The organism is Colwellia sp. Bg11-12, from assembly GCF_014076955.1.
Lineage (GTDB): Bacteria > Pseudomonadota > Gammaproteobacteria > Enterobacterales > Alteromonadaceae > Colwellia_A.
In genome coordinates, this window is record NZ_JACGUZ010000046.1 from 33,754 (window position 1) to 55,541 (window position 21,788).

At 37.7% G+C, this 21,788-nt stretch carries 18 protein-coding genes; 12 read left to right on the forward strand and 6 right to left on the reverse strand.

Translation table 11 applies throughout. The features are described 5' to 3' along the window. Positions 1 to 146: 146 nt before the first annotated feature. On the forward strand, positions 147 to 2,690 hold the full coding sequence (locus H4J39_RS01215) for an EAL domain-containing protein (RefSeq protein ID WP_182225620.1): 2,544 nt from the start codon (positions 147 to 149) through the stop codon (positions 2,688 to 2,690). Here H4J39_RS01215 and H4J39_RS01220 read toward each other — a convergent pair. From H4J39_RS01220 to aroG, 3 genes are all read right to left on the reverse strand, one after another. Continuing rightward, positions 2,687 to 3,610 carry an ABC transporter ATP-binding protein gene (locus H4J39_RS01220; protein ID WP_182225621.1) on the reverse strand — a complete coding sequence of 308 codons (924 nt, stop codon included), beginning with the start codon at positions 3,608 to 3,610 and terminating at the stop codon, positions 2,687 to 2,689. The two genes, H4J39_RS01215 and H4J39_RS01220, sit on opposite strands and share 4 nt — an antisense overlap. After that, positions 3,607 to 4,419, reverse strand: coding sequence for a hypothetical protein (locus H4J39_RS01225; RefSeq protein ID WP_182225622.1), 813 nt, complete (start codon positions 4,417 to 4,419; stop codon positions 3,607 to 3,609). The genes H4J39_RS01220 and H4J39_RS01225 overlap by 4 nt, the downstream gene beginning before the upstream one ends. 177 nt (positions 4,420 to 4,596) lie before the next feature. Further along, positions 4,597 to 5,649: a 3-deoxy-7-phosphoheptulonate synthase AroG gene (gene aroG, locus H4J39_RS01230; protein ID WP_182225623.1), complete on the reverse strand. Its 1,053-nt coding sequence runs from the start codon at positions 5,647 to 5,649 to the stop codon at positions 4,597 to 4,599. A 333-nt stretch (positions 5,650 to 5,982) separates the two neighbouring features. On the opposite strand from aroG, the gene H4J39_RS01235 reads away from it, so the two are divergent. From H4J39_RS01235 to secF, 3 genes are all read left to right on the forward strand, one after another. Next, positions 5,983 to 6,393 carry a hypothetical protein gene (locus H4J39_RS01235; RefSeq protein ID WP_182225624.1) on the forward strand — a complete coding sequence of 137 codons (411 nt, stop codon included), beginning with the start codon at positions 5,983 to 5,985 and terminating at the stop codon, positions 6,391 to 6,393. Between the two features lie 128 nt (positions 6,394 to 6,521). Then, positions 6,522 to 8,375, forward strand: a complete 1,854-nt coding sequence (gene secD, locus H4J39_RS01240; RefSeq protein ID WP_182225636.1) for a protein translocase subunit SecD — start codon at positions 6,522 to 6,524, stop codon at positions 8,373 to 8,375. After that, positions 8,372 to 9,292, forward strand: a complete 921-nt coding sequence (secF, locus tag H4J39_RS01245; protein ID WP_182225625.1) for a protein translocase subunit SecF — start codon at positions 8,372 to 8,374, stop codon at positions 9,290 to 9,292. Before secD ends, secF begins: the two co-directional genes overlap by 4 nt. An 88-nt stretch (positions 9,293 to 9,380) precedes the next feature. On the opposite strand, the gene H4J39_RS01250 is transcribed toward secF, so the two are convergent. Then, complete coding sequence (locus H4J39_RS01250) at positions 9,381 to 10,571, reverse strand: cystathionine beta-lyase (RefSeq protein WP_182225626.1); 1,191 nt, start codon at positions 10,569 to 10,571, stop codon at positions 9,381 to 9,383. A gap of 120 nt (positions 10,572 to 10,691) precedes the next feature. Continuing rightward, positions 10,692 to 13,205, reverse strand: a complete 2,514-nt coding sequence (locus H4J39_RS01255; RefSeq protein ID WP_182225627.1) for a DNA polymerase II — start codon at positions 13,203 to 13,205, stop codon at positions 10,692 to 10,694. A 140-nt stretch (positions 13,206 to 13,345) separates the two neighbouring features. Here H4J39_RS01255 and dinG point away from each other — a divergent pair, with 140 nt between their 5' ends. From dinG to purB, 6 genes are all read left to right on the forward strand, one after another. After that, positions 13,346 to 15,463, forward strand: a complete 2,118-nt coding sequence (gene dinG / locus H4J39_RS01260; protein ID WP_182225637.1) for an ATP-dependent DNA helicase DinG — start codon at positions 13,346 to 13,348, stop codon at positions 15,461 to 15,463. 24 nt (positions 15,464 to 15,487) lie between these two features. After that, a complete protein-coding gene (locus H4J39_RS01265) occupies positions 15,488 to 16,111 on the forward strand; it encodes a pseudouridine synthase (RefSeq protein ID WP_182225638.1) in 624 nt (207 codons plus the stop codon). A gap of 4 nt (positions 16,112 to 16,115) precedes the next feature. After that, positions 16,116 to 16,616, forward strand: a complete 501-nt coding sequence (locus tag H4J39_RS01270; RefSeq protein ID WP_182225628.1) for an NUDIX hydrolase — start codon at positions 16,116 to 16,118, stop codon at positions 16,614 to 16,616. A gap of 63 nt (positions 16,617 to 16,679) precedes the next feature. Next, positions 16,680 to 17,831 carry a tRNA 2-thiouridine(34) synthase MnmA gene (gene mnmA, locus H4J39_RS01275; RefSeq protein WP_182225629.1) on the forward strand — a complete coding sequence of 384 codons (1,152 nt, stop codon included), beginning with the start codon at positions 16,680 to 16,682 and terminating at the stop codon, positions 17,829 to 17,831. Positions 17,832 to 17,866: 35 nt separating this feature from the next. Continuing rightward, positions 17,867 to 18,490: a high frequency lysogenization protein HflD gene (hflD, locus tag H4J39_RS01280; RefSeq protein ID WP_182225630.1), complete on the forward strand. Its 624-nt coding sequence runs from the start codon at positions 17,867 to 17,869 to the stop codon at positions 18,488 to 18,490. Between the two features lie 49 nt (positions 18,491 to 18,539). Next, complete coding sequence (gene purB, locus H4J39_RS01285) at positions 18,540 to 19,910, forward strand: adenylosuccinate lyase (protein WP_182225631.1); 1,371 nt, start codon at positions 18,540 to 18,542, stop codon at positions 19,908 to 19,910. Between the two features lie 12 nt (positions 19,911 to 19,922). Here the strand turns inward: purB and H4J39_RS01290 are convergent, their stop codons facing one another. Beyond that, positions 19,923 to 20,087 (reverse strand): hypothetical protein, encoded by a 165-nt coding sequence (locus H4J39_RS01290; protein ID WP_182225632.1) that lies wholly within the window; start codon positions 20,085 to 20,087, stop codon positions 19,923 to 19,925. 117 nt (positions 20,088 to 20,204) lie between these two features. Here H4J39_RS01290 and H4J39_RS01295 point away from each other — a divergent pair, with 117 nt between their 5' ends. Both H4J39_RS01295 and H4J39_RS01300 read left to right on the forward strand, forming a co-directional pair. Beyond that, on the forward strand, positions 20,205 to 21,371 hold the full coding sequence (locus tag H4J39_RS01295; protein WP_182225633.1) for a cupin domain-containing protein: 1,167 nt from the start codon (positions 20,205 to 20,207) through the stop codon (positions 21,369 to 21,371). A gap of 20 nt (positions 21,372 to 21,391) precedes the next feature. Further along, positions 21,392 to 21,788 (forward strand): GNAT family N-acetyltransferase (locus H4J39_RS01300; RefSeq protein WP_182225634.1); only part of this gene is annotated, 397 nt, incomplete at its 3' end.

Consider the following 21,788-nt stretch of genomic DNA (forward strand, 5'->3'; position numbering starts at 1 on the left):
TTATTTTTATTAATTCCTGCTTTATCACTGTTCTTCTGCTAAATTAATGAAATATAATCAATTTTTTTTGTCGCTATTCTTACATTATTCTTATGATCAAATTACCTTCAAGTATTTATAAAATAACTAGATTAACTTTTATCTTTATGATTTCTCTAGCGTTAATTTTTATTTTTAATAGTGTGTGGGCATTTATCAGTAATATTGATGAACTTGCTCTGCGTGACGACTCTTCTTTAATCAGTAGTGAGTTTAGTTATTATGTTGATCATGAGAACAATTTAGATATTAATACACTTGTTAATCAAAAAGATTCTGCTGCTTTATTTATCCCTTCATTAGCTAACGACATTCCTTATGATTTAGGTCATCAATCATATTGGATAAAAATTAATATGAGTAATAATAGCCTAAGCAATCAAAATCTTGTTTTACATGCAGATAACAGTATGTTGGCATTTTTTGATGTTTACAAAGTGAATGTAAATCTCGAAAATATCACCGCGATCACACAGCAAAAGCCAACACGTAAACGCGTAAAGTTATTGGACGTGTTTCCCCATGTAAGTTTTGACCTACTCGCCAATAGCACGGTACAACTTATTGCCCATGTAAAAAGTAATGGCCCACCAAATGTACCATTAGTTGTTTATAACAAAGAGGATTTTGGTAAGAGAATTGATTACACACAAATTGTCTATGGTATTTTCATTGGTATTATTTTGTTGATGGCAACCTATAACTTTGTTTTATACTTTGCGACAAAAGATAAAGTTTACCTCGTTTATATCGGCTATTTGTTATCTTCTTTTATAGTTTTAGCTGGCGTTACAGGTTATGGCTATCTAATATTCTCAAAAGAATTTCAATACTTTATTCATGAATATGTCTTATTTACACATTATGCTCTGGTGTTTTTCTTATTATTATTTTCGTTATTTTTTTTACGCTATGACCAAGTTAATAATAATCTTTATAAAATAGGTATTACCTCAAGCATATTGTTAATGCTGGTTGCTCTGTATTCCCTGTCTTTAGACCAGACAACTCAAACTAAACTCTTCTTTTCAATTCAACCTCTATTTTTTCTATTTTCATTATTTATTATTTTCAAAAGACTCTCTAAAGATTTTGCTTGGGCCCGATTCTATTTTATTTCATGGATACCTTTTCTAGCGGGAGCAGCAATCCAACCCTTAGTATTATTAAACTATATTGATTCAACATTTTTAACGCGAAATGCGTTTTTGTTTGCGGTAATGATCGAAATCACCTTCATGGCTTTTGCACTTGCTGAACGCATGCGCAGAAATGAACAAGATAGAATTCATAACATCTGTTATCACGAGTTTACTCAACTCCCTCGTAAATCAATGCTTGAAACTGCGATGAATAAATTGCAATTATCTGGGAATAACGATTTTTGTGTCTTAGTCATTAAACCTGAGCATATTGAACAGATCTCTCTTTATATAGACGATAAAGCTAACGCCGCTTTATTTAAACGCTTAAGCCGTCGTTTAAGCTCATTGTTCATTTATAATGATGCGATTGTATCGTTATCTTCTAACAACGAAAAAATTTGCTTCTTAGAAAACAATTGTTTGGCTATTGTGGTCAATAAAAAGAAGGATACGCAAGATTTATCCGTACTGATAAAATCAATACAACAGCTTATCTCAGAAACATTCCAGATTGATGATCTTAAACTGCCTTTATCCGCTGTCATCGGTATTGCTAATTACCCAGAGCATGGCGACGCTAATTATTTATTAATTAATCATGCTTTATTAGCCGTTAATGATGCCCAACACGTCTATGGCCGTTGGGCTTACTATCAAAGTGAAAAATCAGATCAAACTAGCTATTTACTTAAGTTAGCGACTGATTTAAAAGAGGCTATCGAAAAAGATACATTGGAAATATATCATCAGCCACAAATTGATTTAAAAACCTTACGAGTGTGTAGTAGCGAGTGTTTAATTCGTTGGAATCATAACAGTGAAGGGTTTATTTCTCCCGTTGTCTTTATCCCCTTAGCTGAAGATTTGGGGCTTATTAACCAACTTACGTTATGGGTCATTAAACGCTCTTTAGCACAACACCAACAAATATTAGCAAATAATAATCATATGGTGTCTATTAACATTAGTGGTAAAGATATTGCTCATGAACACTTTTTTACTAATGCATTGACAGTTATTGAAGAAAGCGGTGTTCCAGCTGAAAAAATAATATTAGAGCTAACCGAGTCTGCTTCAATTAGCCATAATCAACAATCTCTTGAATTAATTCAAAAATTAAGCGATTTAGGCTTTACCATTAGTATTGATGATTTCGGCACAGGTTATTCGTCAATGGCACAAATTAGCCATCTTCCCTTTCAAGAGCTTAAAGTTGACCGACTCTTTGTTGAAAATGTTAATGACGACCATAAACGGAAAACTATTGCTGAAGCAACGGTTAAAATGGCAAAAGGTTTAGGCTTAGAAGTTGTCGCTGAAGGTATTAATAGTCAAGCAGATGAAGATACATTACGCAGCTTTGGCTGTGATATTGGTCAAGGGTATTACTACGCAAAGCCGATGCCGATAGACGATTACCTAGACTGGTTGTTTTTACAAAACAAGGGTCGAACACAAAAACGTGTCGACCTTGATGGTGAGTTTATTCCTGCTGATAAAGACTAGAACAATCTGTTTTCTAATGTTTTACCGTTAGTTAATTGTGAATATTGCCATTGCTGTTTATGGCAAAGTTGAAGTATTTGTAGATCTAACGGTTCACTTTCAAGCGCAACAGCAGAGCTAGTGATTAAAAACTCATTACTTTGCGTCTGTTCAATATGCTGTACATTAGCAATGGAGCCCACTAAGGATAAAAAGTCATCATACGACTGCCTCATTCTAATCGTTAAATAACGCTGTTCTTCTTCACTTTGTAAGTTCTGATGTTGTTGCAACTGTCCTTTTTCTAAATATAAAACTTGGCTACATAACCGCTCTAGCTCACTTAAATCATGAGAACTCAAAATAAACGTAATCTCTGATGATAAAGACGCAACCAACTCACGCACTTCTCGAGCATTTATCGGGTCAAGACCCGCCGTGGCTTCATCTAACATTACAATGTCTGGCGAACCTATTAAGGCTTGTGCAATAGCGACACGTTTACGCATACCATGTGATAATTCATCAGGTTTTGCATTAAAAGTATCCGCTAAGCCAACCAGTTCTAATGTTCTTTGCGCTTCTTTTATCGCTTTTTTACGGCTAAAGCCTTGCAGTTGTGCATAAAACGTTAACTGTTCAGCAATCGAAAAACGCGGGTCAAACTGAGCATCTTGTGGCAGCGCAGCCAACCGGCCAAATAGGTTTGCATCCCCTGTTTTAAATCCTGCGATGGTAATACTGCCACTACTTGGCAATAAGTAACCACATAATAGACTGAATAAAGTGGTTTTACCTGCGCCATTAGGGCCAACCAATGCAATAGGTTGCCCTTTTTCTATGTTAAATGACACGTTGTCTAACGCTAAATGATCGCCAAATGATTTTGACAAGTTGTTAACTTGAATTAACGGACCTGTTTGGCTGTTCAGTAAACTCATATTGACGCCCTTTTTAATAGTTTATCCGCAACAAATAACAAAACAACAGTTTGAAAGAGAGGAATTAAATAATGATAAAAATCGAGAGTTTCTAATGAAACTACGCGACTAATTTGTGTACCAGGAAAAATAAAATTAAGAAAAAGACCGCTATTTAATTGGAATTGAATAAAGCCTATCAATAACGCACCAAGAGTATAAAACAAAATTCCTGCAACAATGCTCATTTTAGCGGAGGATAAAATGCTGTTAAAAAATGACATAAGCGCAATAAAGGGTAAAATAATAATAGATAACTCGACAAACAGTACTGCAGCTTGTTTTATCGCAGGGAACAATAATGTGCCATCTCGGGCGACAGCTAACGCGACACAGGCCAATAATGTTAATAATATTAAGCTAACAAGAATAAGGAATTGCCCTAAAAATCGCCCGAGCAGTATTTCACTGCGTGTCGCTCTTAATGTGATGAAGCGTAAAGTACCACGTGCCCTGTCTGAGCAAGTTTGATCACTTGTCACCAGTAAAGTAAATATTGGAAAGGAATAAACAGCCACCAACCAGTAAATAGAAAACTCCGCTACGGGCCATTTTAATAAAGCACTTAACCCTAAAGAACCAAACAAAGTACTTGCAGCAACTTTAAAAGTATCCGAAAAAACAATGTCTGTTGCTGAGCTGATCACATAATATAAAAGAACAAACCAAACAGCACAAAAGGCTGTTAAAGCAATTAAACCATTTTTAGTTTTAAAAATACGGTTCAGTTCAAATTGAGTGAGAATAGAAAGTCTATGAATGTTTAACAAATGAAAGCCTGCTAATGATTATTTTGCAATACCATAAATGCACAGCCCAAAAAATGCGAGTGTTATTTTGTTTCACCATACGTCAGCCAAAGACATGACTGTTTATTCTGTAAATAAAAAGCCAATCAATATTGATTGGCTTTTTTTATGCTACTTAAAATGAAACAGTCAATAAACTTATTTTCTACGTATAGAAACTGATTCACTTAATTGAGCCAACAGTAATTCTGTATCGGTCCAGCCAATACAAGCATCGGTAATACTTTGACCGTATGTTGCGACTTCACCATCAACGAGGTCTTGGCGACCTTCCACTAAATGACTTTCAACCATCACACCAAAGATATTGTGATTCCCACCGCTGATTTGCTGACAAACATCATCGCAGACTAGCATTTGATTTTTAAATTTCTTACTACTGTTAGCATGACTAAAATCGATCATGATTTTAGTATTAAGTGAAGACTTCTCTAACTGCTCTGTCACGACTTTTACACTGTCAGCATCAAAATTTGTCGTTTTACCACCACGTAAAATAATATGACAATCTTTATTACCCGTTGTCTGCACAATAGCAGAATGGCCATATTTGGTCACCGACAAGAAATGATGAGAAGCACTTGCCGCGCCAATAGCATCTATAGCGACTTTAATTGTGCCGTCAGTGCCATTTTTAAAACCAACCGGGCAAGACAAGCCTGAAGCGAGTTCTCTGTGCACTTGGCTTTCCGTAGTACGGGCGCCAATTGCTCCCCAACACATAAAATCAGCCATATATTGTGGCGTTATCATGTCTAAAAACTCACCCGCTGTAGGCATACCCATATCATTTAAATCGAGTAATAATTTACGGCCAATACGAAGACCGTCATTAAGCTTAAAAGTATTATCCATGTACGGGTCATTAATTAAGCCTTTCCACCCAACTGTTGTGCGAGGTTTCTCAAAATAAACCCGCATGACAATTTCAAGGGTATCTTTATACTTTTCACGTAATTTAACTAATCGCTGACCATATTCTAATGCGGCTTCAGTATCATGTATTGAACATGGGCCAATCACCACGAGCAAGCGATCATCTTTATCATTAAAAATTTTACTTATGGCTTTACGCCCAGAAAACACCGACTTAGACGCTTCTTGAGAAGCAGGAAATCGCTCAATTAATGCGATAGGAGGTAATAATTCTTTTATTTTGTTAATGCGAACGTCGTCGGTTTGGTAGAACATAGTCATTTCTCTTTACTTCAACACTAAAACTGGACAGTAATTGCACACATTAGTATTTTATTATTTTCATTGTGTACGTCTAACTCGCTGGCTAGACTCCTAGATGGTTAACCCATCAACAATTTATCAGTGTTAAACAGACAATACCAATAGAAAATGTCTTAAAAACGATATATTCATAAAGTGGTTTATAATGGCTGTTGTCATCCTACTTTTAGCGCAGCTCCTGCCAGTTTATTTTATACAGCCATTGAAACCTCAATATTTATCTGCCTATAATAAAGGCACAACAAACAATCTAATTTTATTATGTGGCGAAATTTTTCGATAGTAGTGTTTTTATTTGTCTTAGCTTCTACAGCTAATGCTTTGCCTGCTGAAAATTTTACGAATAAAATAACCTTTACCACTACATTAACGATTGAAAAAAGTCACTCTCCTTTATCCCCTGACTTTACCTTGTTGGTCGATGAAAATGCCCCTGACCAATCATTCAACTTGCCACGATTAAATCGCATTTGTTCATCATTATTTACTAACGAAATACAGACTACACCAAACTACCTGCTCGTTATTGAGTTTTTTAAAGTTAAACTCACCGCTGGATTATTTAAAAATCTGGCTAATCCACCTGTGCAGATTAATTGGTATGAGCAACTTAGCCATCGCACAAGTTCTAATCGACTTGCAGGTTGGAAAGATGGCAATAGTTTATACACAGCAAGCATAACCTACCATTCATAGATTCATCATCTAACAATTACTAAACAATCTTTTTCCTTTTTTCTGCCACTTTTTAACCGTGGCCCTTGTTGTATGCCCTTTTCTAAAATTTAGAACGCGAAGGCAACAAGAATTTACGAGATTTTATGATGAACTCACCGATGAAAAAGCCATATCGTTATTTTAAATGGCAAAATCTATTAATATTATTCACCTTACTTTTCCTATTAGTCAGTGCCTTACCGAATCTATATGTCGATAAAGTAAAAATTGAACTCTTGCCTATTAATTCAAGTGTTCAACAAATAACCACAACAGAACTTAAAGACTTATTCAATCAGCAGAGTTTATCTGTTGATGAAATTCATGTTACTAGAGAAAAAACAACAATTACATACGGTAACAAATCCGATATAAAATCAATTAACTCACTGTTATATAATAAGTTAAAAGATGACTACCTTATTGAAATTAACAAGGTAAATAGCTTACCCTCATGGCTGGAGTCACTTAATGCTAAGCCAATAAAATTAGGCTTAGATTTAAGTGGCGGGGTATTATTTGTGCTTGATGTTGATACAAAACAAGCCTTATTTGATCGTTTAAAAAACATCGCATTAGCGATAAAAACACTTGCCATGGAAGCACGTATTCGAGGGGTTAATGTCATTCAAAGCAAGGCAAGCCAATTTGCTGAAGCACATCAACAAAACCTTTCTGTCAGCTTTCCTAACGTAGCGAAGAGTAAAGTTGATACACTTTTTAGCAAACTAAAAGCAATATATCCTGAATTATCCCAGCAAAAAGATCAGCATAACCAAGTGACGTTGTCATACTCCTCAAAAATAGCAGCTCAATTTCGTCAAGAAACCATGCAGCAAACATTAAAAACAATGCGAGGAAGAATAGCAGAGCTAGGGATAACTGAAGCGGTAACACAGCAACAGGGAAAAAATCATATTCGCATTGAATTGCCTGGTGTTCATGATCCCAAAGAAGCAAAACGTATCATAGGTGCCACAGCTTCACTCGATTTTTATCAGCTTGCAGAAAACTCAAAGGCAGCAGGTATATTGCGCATGTCAGATGAACATGGCAGAACACTCACCTTAAACAGCCAGGTGGTTTTTTCAGGCAGCAATATTAAAGATGCACGAGCAGGACAAGATCAAATGAGCATGCCTTTAGTCAATCTTACCCTAGATGCTATCGGTGGTAAGAAGATGTCGCAATTTTCTAAGCAAAATATCGGTAATACTATGGTAACGGTATTTTCTGAATTTTATCGAAATGCTGAAAATCAAATGGTCAAAAAAAGTAAAGTCATTAACGTCGCTACAATCCAACAACACCTTGGCTCTATATTTAGTATCACTAACATGTCAAGCCAACAGGCTGCACAAGAACTGTCATTATTATTGCGAGCAGGTTCGCTAACAGCGCCAGTCACTATAGTAAAACAACGCACCATTGAGGCGTCACTCGGTGAAAATAACATCAAAAATGGTATTAAAGCCCTTAGCGTAGGTATTAGTATAACCTTGTTATTTATGGTTTTTTGGTATCGTTCTTTAGGAGTCATTGCAAATATAGCACTAACATTGAATTTGATCAGCTTACTTGGGTTGATGTCGTTACTGCCTGGTGCAGTACTGACTTTACCCGGTATTGCCGGTTTAGTGTTAACGGTTGGTATGGCTGTTGATACCAATGTCCTTATCTTTGAGCGGATAAAAGAAGAATTAAAGCGCGGCCATAAAGTGTTGTCAGCCATTGAACAAGGTTATAAAAGTGCTTTTTCAACAATTCTTGATGCCAATATTACCACCATGATCACTGGCATTATTTTGTACACCATAGGAAATGGTCCGGTTAAAGGTTTTGCACTTATTTTATGCTTAGGGATTTTAACCAGTATGTTTACGGGTGTTTTTGTTTCAAAGGTATTAACAAACATGGTTATTCAAAAAAATAAAACACAATTATTGGGAGTTAACGTATGAGTACCATGAAACTTAATAAATACTTTACTTTAAGCTACTTTCGCATCGCCAGCTTTTATTGCGCAGCAATATTTATTGTTATTGCACTTTCTGGTCTATTTAGCAAAAATTTAGCGCTTGGTTTAGATTTTACTGGCGGTTACCTTACTGAATTTTCAACGGAAAATTCCCTTAGCCAAACAAAAATGAAGACCTTACTCAGTGCTTATCTCCCTGAAAGCTTTAAATTAACCTCTGCTGAACAAGGAACACATTGGAGTGTTCAACAAGCAGATAATAACGTCAGTTTACAAGGTAAGGAATGGCTAACTGATTTTGCTGACAAAAATCAATTAAACATCACGCCTCAAGACGCCGTTTACATAGGAAGCCAAGTCGGTGAAGAATTAATTAACCAAGGTGGATTAGCGCTATTAACCGCAATTATTGTCATCTTAATCTATTTGTCTTTTAGATTTGAGTGGCGTTTAGCCGCTGGTGCTGTTATTGCTCTTTTTCATGATGTACTTATCGTACTCGGGTTATTTGCATGGTTTGGCTTATCCTTTGATTTAACAATTTTAGCCAGTTTGTTAGCCATTATTGGCTACTCATTAAACGACTCAATTATTGTCGGTGACAAAATAAGAGAAATAATGAAATCAAATAGTCATGCAAATATAGATGACGTGATCAATCAAGCCATTAAATCAACTTTAGTAAGAACAATGATCACCTCAGGAACGACATTAGCGACTATTATTGCCATATGGGGGTTTGCAGGAGAGTCTTTAGCAGGTTTTTCTATATCACTATTCACCGGCGTTTTAGTGGGTACTTTCTCTTCGATTGCAATTTCAGCAACAGTGCCACAATTACTTGGTTTAACCGCTGATTATTATCAAAAAATAGAAGCAGATATTTGCCCCTTACCTTGAATAATAGTCTAATAATTACGGCTCGATAGTCGTATCAAGACAATAACTCACAAGGGTATTTACTTAACCGTAAATACCCTTAACGACATCAGCTAGACGATGATATTTCCAACGCCGCATTTAATCTATCAAAACCTCTAGCAAGGTCGGCAATTAAGTCATCAACATCTTCCAAGCCTATATGCAAACGAATTAATGGGTACTCATAATGCCACTGAGTTGCTGTGCGTATGCGTCCAACATTAGTATTACCCAAAATCAAACTTTCAAAACCTCCCCAAGAATAGCCCATTTTAAAATGTTCCATACCATCGAGTAAGGCATTAAGTGACCGCTTATCACCACGCGTTAACACAAAAGAAAACAAACCGTTAGCGCCCGTAAAGTCACGCTTAAAATATTCATGGCCCGGACATGATTCAAAAGCAGGATGAAGAATTACATCAACTTCATCGCGTGTTGCCAGCCAATTAGCCACTTTTAGGGCACTGGCTTGGTGTTGTTTTAAACGAACACCTAAGGTGCGAATACCACGCATCGCTAAATATAAATCGTCAGGCGACGTACATTGCCCCATTAAATAGCTATTTTCACGTAATTGTGGCCAGTACTCTTCTGTCGCCGTTGCCGTGCCTAACATAACGTCAGAATGACCGACGATATATTTAGTTGCGGCTTGAATTGAAATATCAACACCGTAGTCAAAAGGTTGAAAGTTAACCCCCGCGGCCCAAGTATTGTCGAGCATAACAATACAGCCATGCTGGTGAGCAACTTCAGCAATACCAGGAACATCTTGCACTTCCATAGTAATAGAGCCAGGTGATTCTAAGAAAATAAGTCGGGTGTTATCTTTGATAAGTGTGTCTATATTTTTACCAATAGTGGGATCGTAATAAGTGGTTTCTACGCCAATGTTAACCAATATATTGTCGCAAAAATCGCGTGTTGGTTCATAAGCGGTATCAACCATTAAAATATGATCACCCGTTTTTACAAACGAAAGAATGGCATTGGTAATTGCCGCTGTACCTGAAGGATAAATAGCACAACCTGCACCACCTTCAAGATCAGTCATTGCATCTGCGAAAGCAAAAGCGGTTGAGGTGCCTCTTCGTCCGTAGAAAAGCACCTGATTGCCACGGTTAGCAGTTGCGTGATTCATTTCTTTAACCGTATTAAAAACAACGGTTGATGCACGTTCTACCGGGGGATTAACAACGCCACGTGTCCATTTTGATTTTCGTCCAGCATTGACTATTTTGGTATCGTTGATCATGATTTTTCATCCTAAAGCATAAAATTCATTTAGCCATCTAAATAGCTAACTTAATAAAGTTACCTTATGATCTTTCCAAGCATGATGCACGATTTATTTACAATAATTACAGCAATAAACTTATTGAAATAAGTTCATTTGATCACTGGTTAGCTTTTCGAAACTGCTGCCAACAAAAGGTAGAATAGCATCGGCAACAGTCGCTAATTGTCGGTCAATGTAAAACTGGTAATCTAAGGGCGCTTTGACATAACCTTTTGCTTGCGGACCAGACGTCGTAATGAAATATTCTATCCAACCGCGTTGCTGATACTTTAACGGCTGATTGTTTATTTTATTAATGTCATCAGCTAAACGTGCAGCTTTGACATGAGGAGGCACGTTTTTAACATAGTGATCTAATTGCCGGCGAATACGCTTACGATAAACCAGTAAGTGATCTAATTGCCCTGCAGAGGTTTGAGCAACAATACTGCGGACATAGTCGGCAAAAGGTTCGCCGTTAAATATTTTTAAATACAACTCTCGTTGAAAAGTTTTTGCCAATTCTGTCCAGTCGGTGCGAACACTCTCTAAACCTTTAAAAATAAGTTCAGACTTGCCCTTTTTTTCTACGATCCCCGCATAACGTTTTTTAGTACCAACATCTTGCCCTCTGATTGTTGGCATTAAGAATTGACTAAAATGTGTTTCAAACTCAATTTCAAGTTGGCTTTCTATTGAAAACTCTTCTTTGAGCGTTGCTTGCCACCGAACATTAATATTATTTTGTAGCGCTTTACCCAACTTTTGGCATTGTTGATGACTAAAGTCATCGTCAACACTGACAAAAATAGAGTCGGTATCGCCATAAATAACCTGATAGCCATCGTTTTCTAACCACATCTTGGTGGTAATTAATAACTCATGGCTCCGTTTAGTAATAGAACCCGATAGACGGGGATCAAAGAACCTGCATCCTGTTGAACCCAGCACACCATAAAACGAATTCATAATAATTTTTATTGCTTGCGACAATGCGGCATTGTTATCTTTTTTAGCGATATCTCGCTCTAGCCAAAGCTCATTAATAATGTCAGGTAAGAAGTGTTTATCTCTAGAAAAATAAGCGCCATCAAAACCTTTAATGCTGTTTTCGGGTGATTTTAGCCCTTCAATTAAGCCCATAGGATCAATATTAAAGCTTCGAATAATAGAGGGGTAAAGACTTTTAAAATCAAGTACGAGCACATTTTTATATAACCCTGGAATGGAATCCATCACATAACCACCCGGAGAAACTAACCCTTGTAAACCATCACCCATATTGGGCGCAATATAACCACTACGATGAAGTTTAGGTAAATATAAATTGGTAAAGGCAGCAACCGAACCACCAATTCTGTCTATTGATAATCCCGTTAGTTTTGCTCTTAAACGGGTAAACTCGAGTAATAAGGACTGCTCAAAAATAAGCGTAACTAAATGGCAATCTTCAAGGTTATAAGCGGCTAAGGCGAGTTTGTCATGAGCAAAATTGTTGTTGATTTCTTGCATTCTGTTGTCTACATCATCGACCTTTTTCCCTTTTCCTAATAATGCATTTGCAACAAAATCAAGGGAAAAGCTTGGGAAATTATAAGTCGCATTTTTTAATAAATCGATTCCATCAAGTACCACTCTGCCAGCGACATCAATAAATTTTTGTTCATTTTGGCTCCCCCCAGCAGATCGGGTACGCCAGCGTGGCGACTGGTAATTACGGCCAATATTAAAGGCAATATTGTGGATGTCACAACGTTTTTGTAATAAATTAAAATCGAAATTAATGACGTTCCAGCCAATAAAGATATCAGGGTCGTGAGCCTTTACCCAAGCGATCAGTGCCGTTAAAAGCGCTTGCTCATTGTCGACCCAAACGATGTGCTCAGCGATCTCGCGGGCTTCTTCATCAGATAATTTTGACTGCTTTTTTTTTGCTAAGACATTATTGTGATCACCGATCATCAAAACACACTTTATCGGCTTTCCATCAGACATTTTATGAGAGTGTAATCCAATAGAATAAAGCTCTCCTGCCATGGAACACTCGATATCGATAGATACCATGGTTAACGCAATATCATCAAGTGACTGAGTTTTATCCGTTGCGCGACATTTATCGCTGTGAAAGGTAGGAAAATTACTTTTTTGATGGCCCAATGTTGGCAGCGTGATAGGTTTAACGTTTACTTGGGTAATAAATTCAATACCTGAGGTAATAAAACGCTCCATTAAAAAACGTTCATCGGGGCGAAAATCGTCTTCATAACATTTAATGTTATGTTGTTTTAATATATCGCGCGCCCGATAAAACTCACGTATCGTTGAAAAGTAAAAACCGCTGACCAATTGCTGATTAAATGTTTTAAGGGCAAGAGGGCTAACTTTCGCTGTGGCTATTCTTTTTGTTGATAAGAGTATTTGTGCTTGCTCTTGTTGAGTTTGCTCAACAAAAAATAACGCTTGCTGATGCTGTACAATAACATTAACAGCACCTTGTAACGTTTTAACCCATAGCGACAATTCTATACCCTGCTTGGTATCATAGGCTTGGCGGGTTAATAAAAAACCATAATTCGAGCGAGGCGTTAATTTTTCTGCAGTTAATGACATTAATTATTTTAATTCGTGGCGTAAAACGATAAACTGTTAATATATACAGCAGTATATACCCATACTATTTGAAGATACAAGATTCAGCAGACATAAGTAGGATGAGTATACCAACCAATGAACCCTAAATGGCTACCAGCATGCTAAGCGATAAAATAAAAGAAGCAATTCGCACGTCGTATAAAACCATCGGTGAAAATCTAGAAAATTTTCATCCGAGAAAACAGCAAACTTTTTTAATTGCCGAGATAGCTAAAACATTAGCGGGTGAATACGACAAAACGCGAAAAATTATTACCATTGAGGCAGGCACCGGTACTGGTAAATCTTTAGCGTACTCATTAGGCGCTATTCCGTTAGCGATGTCACGCCAAAAAAAGGTCTGTATTTCTACCGCTACCGTCGCCTTACAAGAGCAGTTAGTTGACAAAGATTTACCTTTCTTAAAAAAGCACTCAGGTCTGGACTTTAACTTTACCTTAGTCAAAGGTCGCCAACGCTATGTTTGTCGTCAAAAGCTAGCCCTTGCAGTGAGTCAAGATGATTCACCACAAGCCGGCTTCACCTTTGCGCAAAAACCCAATGCCACCGATATAAAGTTATTACATCATTTGCATAAAGCGTTAACGGATAACAAATGGCAAGGCGATCTTGATTCTTGGGCAGATCCGGTGCCCCATCATTTATGGCAACAAATTCAATGTGACAAACATAGCTGTTTAAAGCATTTAGCTGAACACACTCATTGCCCTTTTCATAAAGCGCGAGAAACCATGGATTCAGCCGATGTGTTGGTGATTAACCATAGTTTATTACTCGCTGATTTAGAGCTTGGTGGTGGCGTTATTTTACCGTCGCCAGAAGACACTTTTTATATTATTGACGAAGCGCATCATTTGCCCAAGGTAACTCGAGATCATTCAAGTGCCAATGTTACGATTAAAGGCGCCATTGACTGGCTAACCAAGTTAAAAGAAACTGGCGATAAAATGGCTAAGCTCATTAAGTCGAATTCAGCCATTTCACCTTCTTTGAAATTAGGTGACGATTGCCAAGATTTATTAATGGAAATGCAAAAGGTATCCAGTTTTATCGAAAATAATCAGGCGTTATATTTTAATGAAAAAGCTAAAGAGAATAGCCGTTTTTCCCGTGATGACGAAGCAGCATTATACCGTTTTGAAAATGGCATCATTCCGCAAAATTTAAAAAATTGGGCTGAAGATTTAGCCGAGCTCAGTAAAAAATGTTTAGCCCACTGCAACAAACTCTACAATTTACTGATGGAATCAGTTAAAGACGGTGATTGCCAAATGTTTTTAGCTGAGCCATTGTTGGCTGAAGCGGGATTTATGATCCAACGCTTAGAAAATTTCAACTCGCTTTGGAAAATGTATGCAAAAACAGACAATGAAAAAGGCGCTCCCATGGCGAGATGGTTAGAGAAGCTAACCGGAAAACGCAGTGATTTTTTAGTGTCGGCCTCTCCCATTGAAGTTGGTTTTACGCTTGAAGATATTCTTTGGTCAAAATGTGAAGGAGCTGTTTTATGTTCAGCCACCATTTTAGCACTGAATTCCTTTGATCATTTTCGTCGTCAAGTCGGTTTACAAACGAATGACGGCACGCAATATCAAAAAGTTGATTCTCCGTTTGATTATCAAAATAATGCGCAACTTGTAATCGCTAAAATGAAAAATGAGCCCAGTAGCCCACAATTTACTGATGAATTAATTACTGAATTGCCTGCATTAATTAAGCAAGAAAAAGCCTGTTTAGTGCTATTTTCTTCGTACTGGCAAATGGAACAAGTGGCTAAAGCGTTGCGAGAGCAACACAAAATGGACATACAAGTACAAGGTGAACAGTCGCGTCAGCATATTATTGAAGCCCATAGAAAACGCTGCGACGAAGATAAAGTGAGTATCATTTTTGGCACGCAAAGTTTTTCTGAAGGTTTAGATTTACCAGGTAAATATTTAACGAATTTAATTATTACTAAATTACCCTTTTCTGTTCCTACCTCTCCGGTTGAAGAAGCCCAAGCTGAGTACATTACCACTAAAGGGGGGAATCCTTTTATGTCAATTTCGGTACCAGAAACATCAAAAAAACTAATTCAAGCAACAGGACGTTTACTGCGCAATGAAAAAGATACTGGTATTATCACCTTAATGGATAAACGTTTAGTCACCAAACGATACGGTAAACAATTACTTGATTCTTTACCCCCATATCGAATTATTTCAAAAGGATAAACTGTGACTGATTTCACTAAAACGATAAAAGCGTCAAACTCAACCAATCGTCGACTATCGAAGGGTCGTTCATTAAAAGACATTAAACCTCGCCCTGCTCCTGCCGATCGAGTTTTGGTACTTTTTAATAAACCGTTTGATGTGCTCTCACAATTTACTGACGACCAGCAGCGTAAAACGTTGAAAGACTTTATTCCGGTAAAAGATGTCTATGCAGCGGGCCGTTTAGACCGTGACAGTGAAGGATTATTGTTACTAACAAACGATGGTAAATTGCAACATAAACTGGCTAACCCGAAAGAAAAAACCAAAAAAACCTACTGGGCGCAAGTAGAGGGAGTTCCACAAGAAGGAGACTTACAAAAGCTTCGAGAGGGTGTGGAATTAAAAGATGGTAAAACCTTACCTGCACACGTAAAAATAATCGCCGAGCCAGATCTTTGGCCACGCAACCCGCCGATTAGAGAACGAGCGAGTATTCCAACCACTTGGCTGAGCATTGCTATTACTGAGGGAAAGAATAGACAAGTACGCAGAATGACTGCCGCTATTAGTTTCCCAACGCTACGACTTATTCGTTACAGCATAGGAAAATATACCCTTAATGGTATCGAAAATGGCCATTACCAACAAATTAAAGGTGAATAAGACAATGACGTTAACCGTTGATAGCATCAATAACGCGCATGGTGAAAGTCAATTTAAACCCAACGCCACAGTCGCTGCTATTATTGTTCATCAAAATAAATTCTTACTTGTTGAGGAAATTGAAAACGGTAAAAATGTCTTTAACCAGCCTGCTGGGCATCTAGAAGCTAATGAAAACCTGATCAGTGCTATTGAACGAGAAGTACTCGAAGAAACAGGATTAACATTAACACCTAATTACGTTTCTGGTATTTATTACTTTCACCGAGCAGAAATTAATCTTTACTATCTGCGTTTTTGTTTTGTTATCGAACTTAATGAATTTCTGCAAAGTTCCCCGCAAGATAATGAAATTATTGACACTCATTGGTTAACCTTTGAAGAAATAAGAGAAAAATCATCACAATTACGCAGTACACTGGTTTTAGAATGCATTGAAGATTACTTATCCATTTTGAAAAGTGGAAAAAAAATATCATTATCTTCATTAAAATCCAATCTTTAATCTATGCCGCTAAATCTTGGCATGCTATAATTTTTCGCCTTTTTCCTTAGATTTGTAGTTTTAATGTCATCACAAGTATCATCGAGCGCTGAAAGCCAAAACTCTGCGCCTAAAACCAAAGCACCATGCGACACAAAAGTTATTGTTGGAATGTCTGGCGGTGTTGACTCCTCTGTTTCTGCACACTTATTGATTGAACAAGGTTATCAAGTTGAAGGCCTGTTCATGAAAAACTGGGAAGAAGACGATACCGATGAATACTGTGCTGCTGCACAAGACTTAGAAGATGCGCAACTTGTTTGCGACAAGCTCGGTATAAAACTACACACCATCAATTTCGCTACCGAATATTGGAACAATGTCTTCGAATATTTCTTGGCCGAATATAAAGCGGGCCGTACCCCTAACCCCGATATTATGTGTAACAAAGAAATCAAGTTTAAAGCCTTTTTAGAGTTTGCTTGTGAAGACTTAGACGCTGACTATATTGCGACAGGTCATTACGTTCAACGTGAATTTATTGATGGGCAATGGGCGATGTTACGCGGTTTAGACAGTAATAAAGATCAAAGTTATTTTTTATACACGCTAAGCGACGAACAAGTCGGACGTACTTTATTTCCCGTTGGCAATATTGAAAAGCCAGCGGTACGTGCAATTGCTGAACAAGCTGATTTAATTACCCATAATAAAAAAGACAGTACCGGTATTTGTTTTATTGGCGAACGAAAATTTAAAGATTTTCTAGGACAATATTTACCCGCACAGCCAGGAAAAATTGAATCCGCCGAAGGTGACGTTATTGGCGAGCACGACGGATTAATGTATCACACACTGGGTCAACGCAAAGGTCTGCGCATTGGCGGTTTAGCGAATGCGGGTGAAGAGCCTTGGTATGTGGTTGAAAAAGACTTACTGCGCAATGTGTTAATTGTCGGTCAAGGTCATAACCACCCTCGTTTATTTTCTAAGGGTTTAATCGGTAATCAGTTACATTTAGTTAATCGTAAACCTCTTGATGCGCCAGTAAAATGCACGGTTAAAACACGCTATCGCCAAGATGATGTGCCCTGCCATCTTTCGCCGATGAGCGATGGCGAATATCTAGTGATGTTTGATGAACCCCAAAGTTCAGTGACGCCTGGCCAATCCGTGGTTTTTTACCAAGATAATATTTGTCTTGGTGGTGGTATCATCAACACACTTATTCGTTAAGTGAACGTTATAAAATAGTTGAGCACTAAATAGTTATGAACAGCATAAATGAACAAACCTTAACACTTGCCGCCGTTTGCCAAGTGGCTTATTGGGTACAAAAAATATCACGCAGTGGGCAAATAGACGAAGACGAACTCGCTTTGTTACTTAATAGCGTAATGATCACCTCTCCAGAAAATACCATGGAAGTTTATGGTGGTGAAATTAGCCATTTAAAAACAGGGTTAACCACGTTAGTCAACCATTTAGGTAATAAGTCAACAAACAAAGACCCTGAGATCACCCGTTATGTGGTGAGCTTACTGGGTTTAGAGCGCCGTTTAAGTAAACATAAAGATAAGATGAACGCACTTGGTGAACGTATTACCCAAAGCCAACGACAATTAGCGCATTACGATATTATCAGTGAAACACTTGTTTCAAGCTTAGCCTCGATTTATAGCGATTTAATCAGTCCACTTGGAACGCCAATACAAGTAGCAGGCGATCCTACGATATTAAAACAAACCGTCAATCAACATAAAATACGTGCGCTTTTATTAGCGGGTATTCGTTCGAGTGTATTATGGCGACAAGTTGGCGGACAACGCCGCAGTATCATATTTTCACGTTCAAAAATAGTTGAGTGTGCAGAGCAATTACTCAAAACTTGTTAAACAAATTCAAATTAGTTTTTAACCTTACTTTAAACATTAGGAAAACCCTATGGAACTTTCAGCATTAAGTGCAATATCTCCAGTAGATGGTCGTTATGGCAGCAAAGTTAAGTCATTACGCCCTATATTCAGTGAATTTGGTTTAATAAAATACCGTGTTACCGTTGAAGTACGTTGGTTACAAAAACTTGCAGCCACCGCAGAAATTGCAGAGGTTCCTGCTTTTAGCTCAGATGCCACAGCAACATTGAATGCGATTGTTGACCGCTTTAATGAAGAAGATGCTCAGCGTATTAAAGATATTGAAGCAACCACTAATCATGATGTAAAAGCGGTTGAGTACTTTTTAAAAGAAAAAATTGCTGATAATGCTGAATTAAACGCGGTGACTGAATTTATTCACTTTGCTTGTACCTCAGAAGATATTAACAACCTTTCACACGGTTTAATGCTCAATGACTGTCGTACTGACGTTTTATTACCAGAAATGGATAAAATATTAGCAGCGATTAAAGCATTAGCGATTGAATACAAAACCATTCCAATGATGTGTCGTACCCATGGTCAACCTGCTTCGCCTAGTACCTTGGGTAAAGAAATGGCCAACGTTTATATTCGTCTTAAACGTCAACGTGCCCAAATTGCTGATGTTGAATTATTAGGTAAGATTAACGGTGCAGTGGGTAACTACAATGCGCATTTATCCGCTTACCCTGAAGTTAATTGGCATGAATTTGCTAATGAATTTGTTACTTCATTAGGTTTATCATTTAACCCCTTTACCACTCAAATTGAGCCGCATGATTATATTGCTGAGTTATTCGACGCAATTGCACGTTTTAACACCATATTAATCGATTTTGATCGTGATATTTGGGGTTACATTGCAATGGGTCACTTTAAGCAAAAAACAATTGCCGGTGAAATTGGCTCTTCAACAATGCCACATAAAGTTAACCCTATTGATTTTGAAAACTCTGAAGGTAACTTAGGTATTGCTAACGCATTATTTACTCATCTAGCACAGAAATTACCTATTTCTCGCTGGCAACGTGATTTAACAGATTCTACCGTTTTACGTAATTTAGGCGTTGGTTTTGCTCATGCGATGATAGCTTACGGCGCAACGTTAAAAGGCATAAGTAAGCTACAAGTAAACGAAGCGAACCTTGCCGCTGAGTTAGACAGTAACTGGGAAGTTTTAGCTGAGCCTGTCCAAACGGTGATGCGCCGTTACGGTATTGAAAAGCCATACGAAAAATTAAAAGAGTTAACACGTGGTAAGCGTGTCAATGGCGACTCAATGCGTGCTTTCATTATGACGCTTGAACTACCTGATGCCGCTAAAGCACAGTTATGTGAAATGACACCCGCGAGCTATATTGGCCGTGCAGTAGAATTTATTAACGAATTAGATTAATTTTATGTAGACTTATGCTAATAAAAAGGAACCTCGCGGTTCCTTTTTATGTTCAGGATGAACGGTATAACGTGGTGGCATGGATGCCATTGAACGTATATGTTCAGGATGAACGGTATAACGTGGTGGAATGGTCGCTCCTAGGCGTCCATGCCTTTGAGAAATTAGCACATCCATGTGCGTCGATACCATTGAACGTATATGTTCAGGCCTTTCTCAGACATCCTGGCTTTCAAGACATTAGTGTATCCATGCACGTCGATGAACGGTATTAATAAAGAGAGTAACAACATCATGCAAAAGATTCATTGGGGCGACCTAACGCCTGAGCAATTTTTAAAAGACTATTGGCAAAAAAAACCTTTATTAATAAAAGGCGCATTTAAAGATTTTACCGATCCTATCGATGCTAATGAGCTTGCGGGTTTAGCGATGGAAAGCGAAATAGAATCACGAATTATTGCCTGTAATAATAACGAGTGGCAAGTAGAACATGGCCCTTTTAAATCATTCGATAAATTTGGCGAAGAAAATTGGACCCTACTGGTTCAGGCGGTAAACAATTGGTCTCGAGATACTCAATCACTGTTAGCTGCGGTTGATTTTTTACCTCAATGGCGTATTGACGATGTGATGGTGAGTTTTTCAACACCCAACGGGGGTGTCGGCGCTCATTTAGACCAATACGATGTCTTTATTGTTCAAGGTGAAGGAAAGCGCCGTTGGCAAGTTGGTGCACCTGATAGTTCACTTCAGCTGTTAATACCACACCCTGATTTAAAACAGGTTTCAACGTTTACGCCTGTGATAGACGAAGTGACGGAAGCTGGAGATTTACTTTATATTCCCCCTAATCATCCACACAACGGCGTATCAATAGAGAACTCAATGAACTTTTCTATTGGCTTTCAGGCACCCAATAATCAGGAACTCTGGTCAGCCTTTGCTGATAAATTAATCGATGAGAACCTCGGTGAAGCACGTTTTCCTGATAAAGAACGTTCATTAACCCATCAACCTGAACAGCTTGAACAAACTGATATTGAAAAATTAAAGGTTTTCATGCAAGCACAACTAGACGACGATAATTTATTTACGCCTTTTATCGGGAAATATCTTACCCAGAATCACCACGCCTTAGAAATATTAATGCCAGTATCCCCTATCGATAGCGAACAGCTTAGCGATATTCTGGCTGAAGCTGAAAATACCTTAGTACCCGTTTCAGGTATAAAAAGCTTAATTATTCCTATTCGCCAAGGAGATGAATCACCAGAAAAAAGCTACTTATATATTAATGGCGAAAGCTTCTTAATTGATAAAGAAACAATTGCATTAGCGACTTGCTTAACAAAGCAGGAAACTTTGACCACAGAAAAAGTAAAAAGTTTAATTATAAATTTGAAAAATGAAAAATTATTGACTAATGTTCTTAATATGGGGCTTTGGTATGTAGAATAAGAACAAGTGGAATAGCTATAATGTCGTTTAGTGTCAGTAGAGTGAATTGGGAACAAGCAGCATCATTGTTAAGGGATGTTCGTGAAAAAGTTTTCATTTGTGAATGGCGTATTCCACGTAAAATTGAGTTTGACCGTAAAGATCAATATGCATTTCATGTCTTAGTTTGTGATGATATTACCCAAGAGCCCGTTGCAACGGGCCGGATCTTGTCTACCGGAGAAATATCCCGTATAGCAGTATTAATGTCTTTTAGAAAAAGAAACATCGACCGAGAGGTTGTCAAAGGATTACTCGCTATTGCAAAAGACCTCAAATTGGATGAGGTTTTTATTTACAGCCCACTTGATAACGTTGAATATTTTAGAAACTTTAACTTTATCAGTGCAGGGGCCGTTTTTATGGAGGCAGGCATGC

What these genes read in the sequence shown, in the direction of transcription:
- H4J39_RS01255 (WP_182225627.1), bottom strand. Translation starts at nt 13,205, where the DNA reads ATGTCATTAACTGCAGAAAAATTAACGCCTCGCTCGAATTATGGTTTT.
- H4J39_RS01270 (WP_182225628.1), top strand. Translation starts at nt 16,116, where the DNA reads ATGACGTTAACCGTTGATAGCATCAATAACGCGCATGGTGAAAGTCAA.
- H4J39_RS01295 (WP_182225633.1), top strand. Translation starts at nt 20,205, where the DNA reads ATGCAAAAGATTCATTGGGGCGACCTAACGCCTGAGCAATTTTTAAAA.
- H4J39_RS01220 (WP_182225621.1), bottom strand. Translation starts at nt 3,610, where the DNA reads ATGAGTTTACTGAACAGCCAAACAGGTCCGTTAATTCAAGTTAACAAC.
- aroG (WP_182225623.1), bottom strand. Translation starts at nt 5,649, where the DNA reads ATGTTCTACCAAACCGACGACGTTCGCATTAACAAAATAAAAGAATTA.
- dinG (WP_182225637.1), top strand. Translation starts at nt 13,346, where the DNA reads ATGCTAAGCGATAAAATAAAAGAAGCAATTCGCACGTCGTATAAAACC.
- secD (WP_182225636.1), top strand. Translation starts at nt 6,522, where the DNA reads ATGAACTCACCGATGAAAAAGCCATATCGTTATTTTAAATGGCAAAAT.
- purB (WP_182225631.1), top strand. Translation starts at nt 18,540, where the DNA reads ATGGAACTTTCAGCATTAAGTGCAATATCTCCAGTAGATGGTCGTTAT.
- secF (WP_182225625.1), top strand. Translation starts at nt 8,372, where the DNA reads ATGAGTACCATGAAACTTAATAAATACTTTACTTTAAGCTACTTTCGC.
- H4J39_RS01290 (WP_182225632.1), bottom strand. Translation starts at nt 20,087, where the DNA reads ATGGATGTGCTAATTTCTCAAAGGCATGGACGCCTAGGAGCGACCATT.
- hflD (WP_182225630.1), top strand. Translation starts at nt 17,867, where the DNA reads ATGAACAGCATAAATGAACAAACCTTAACACTTGCCGCCGTTTGCCAA.
- H4J39_RS01215 (WP_182225620.1), top strand. Translation starts at nt 147, where the DNA reads ATGATTTCTCTAGCGTTAATTTTTATTTTTAATAGTGTGTGGGCATTT.
- H4J39_RS01250 (WP_182225626.1), bottom strand. Translation starts at nt 10,571, where the DNA reads ATGATCAACGATACCAAAATAGTCAATGCTGGACGAAAATCAAAATGG.
- mnmA (WP_182225629.1), top strand. Translation starts at nt 16,680, where the DNA reads ATGTCATCACAAGTATCATCGAGCGCTGAAAGCCAAAACTCTGCGCCT.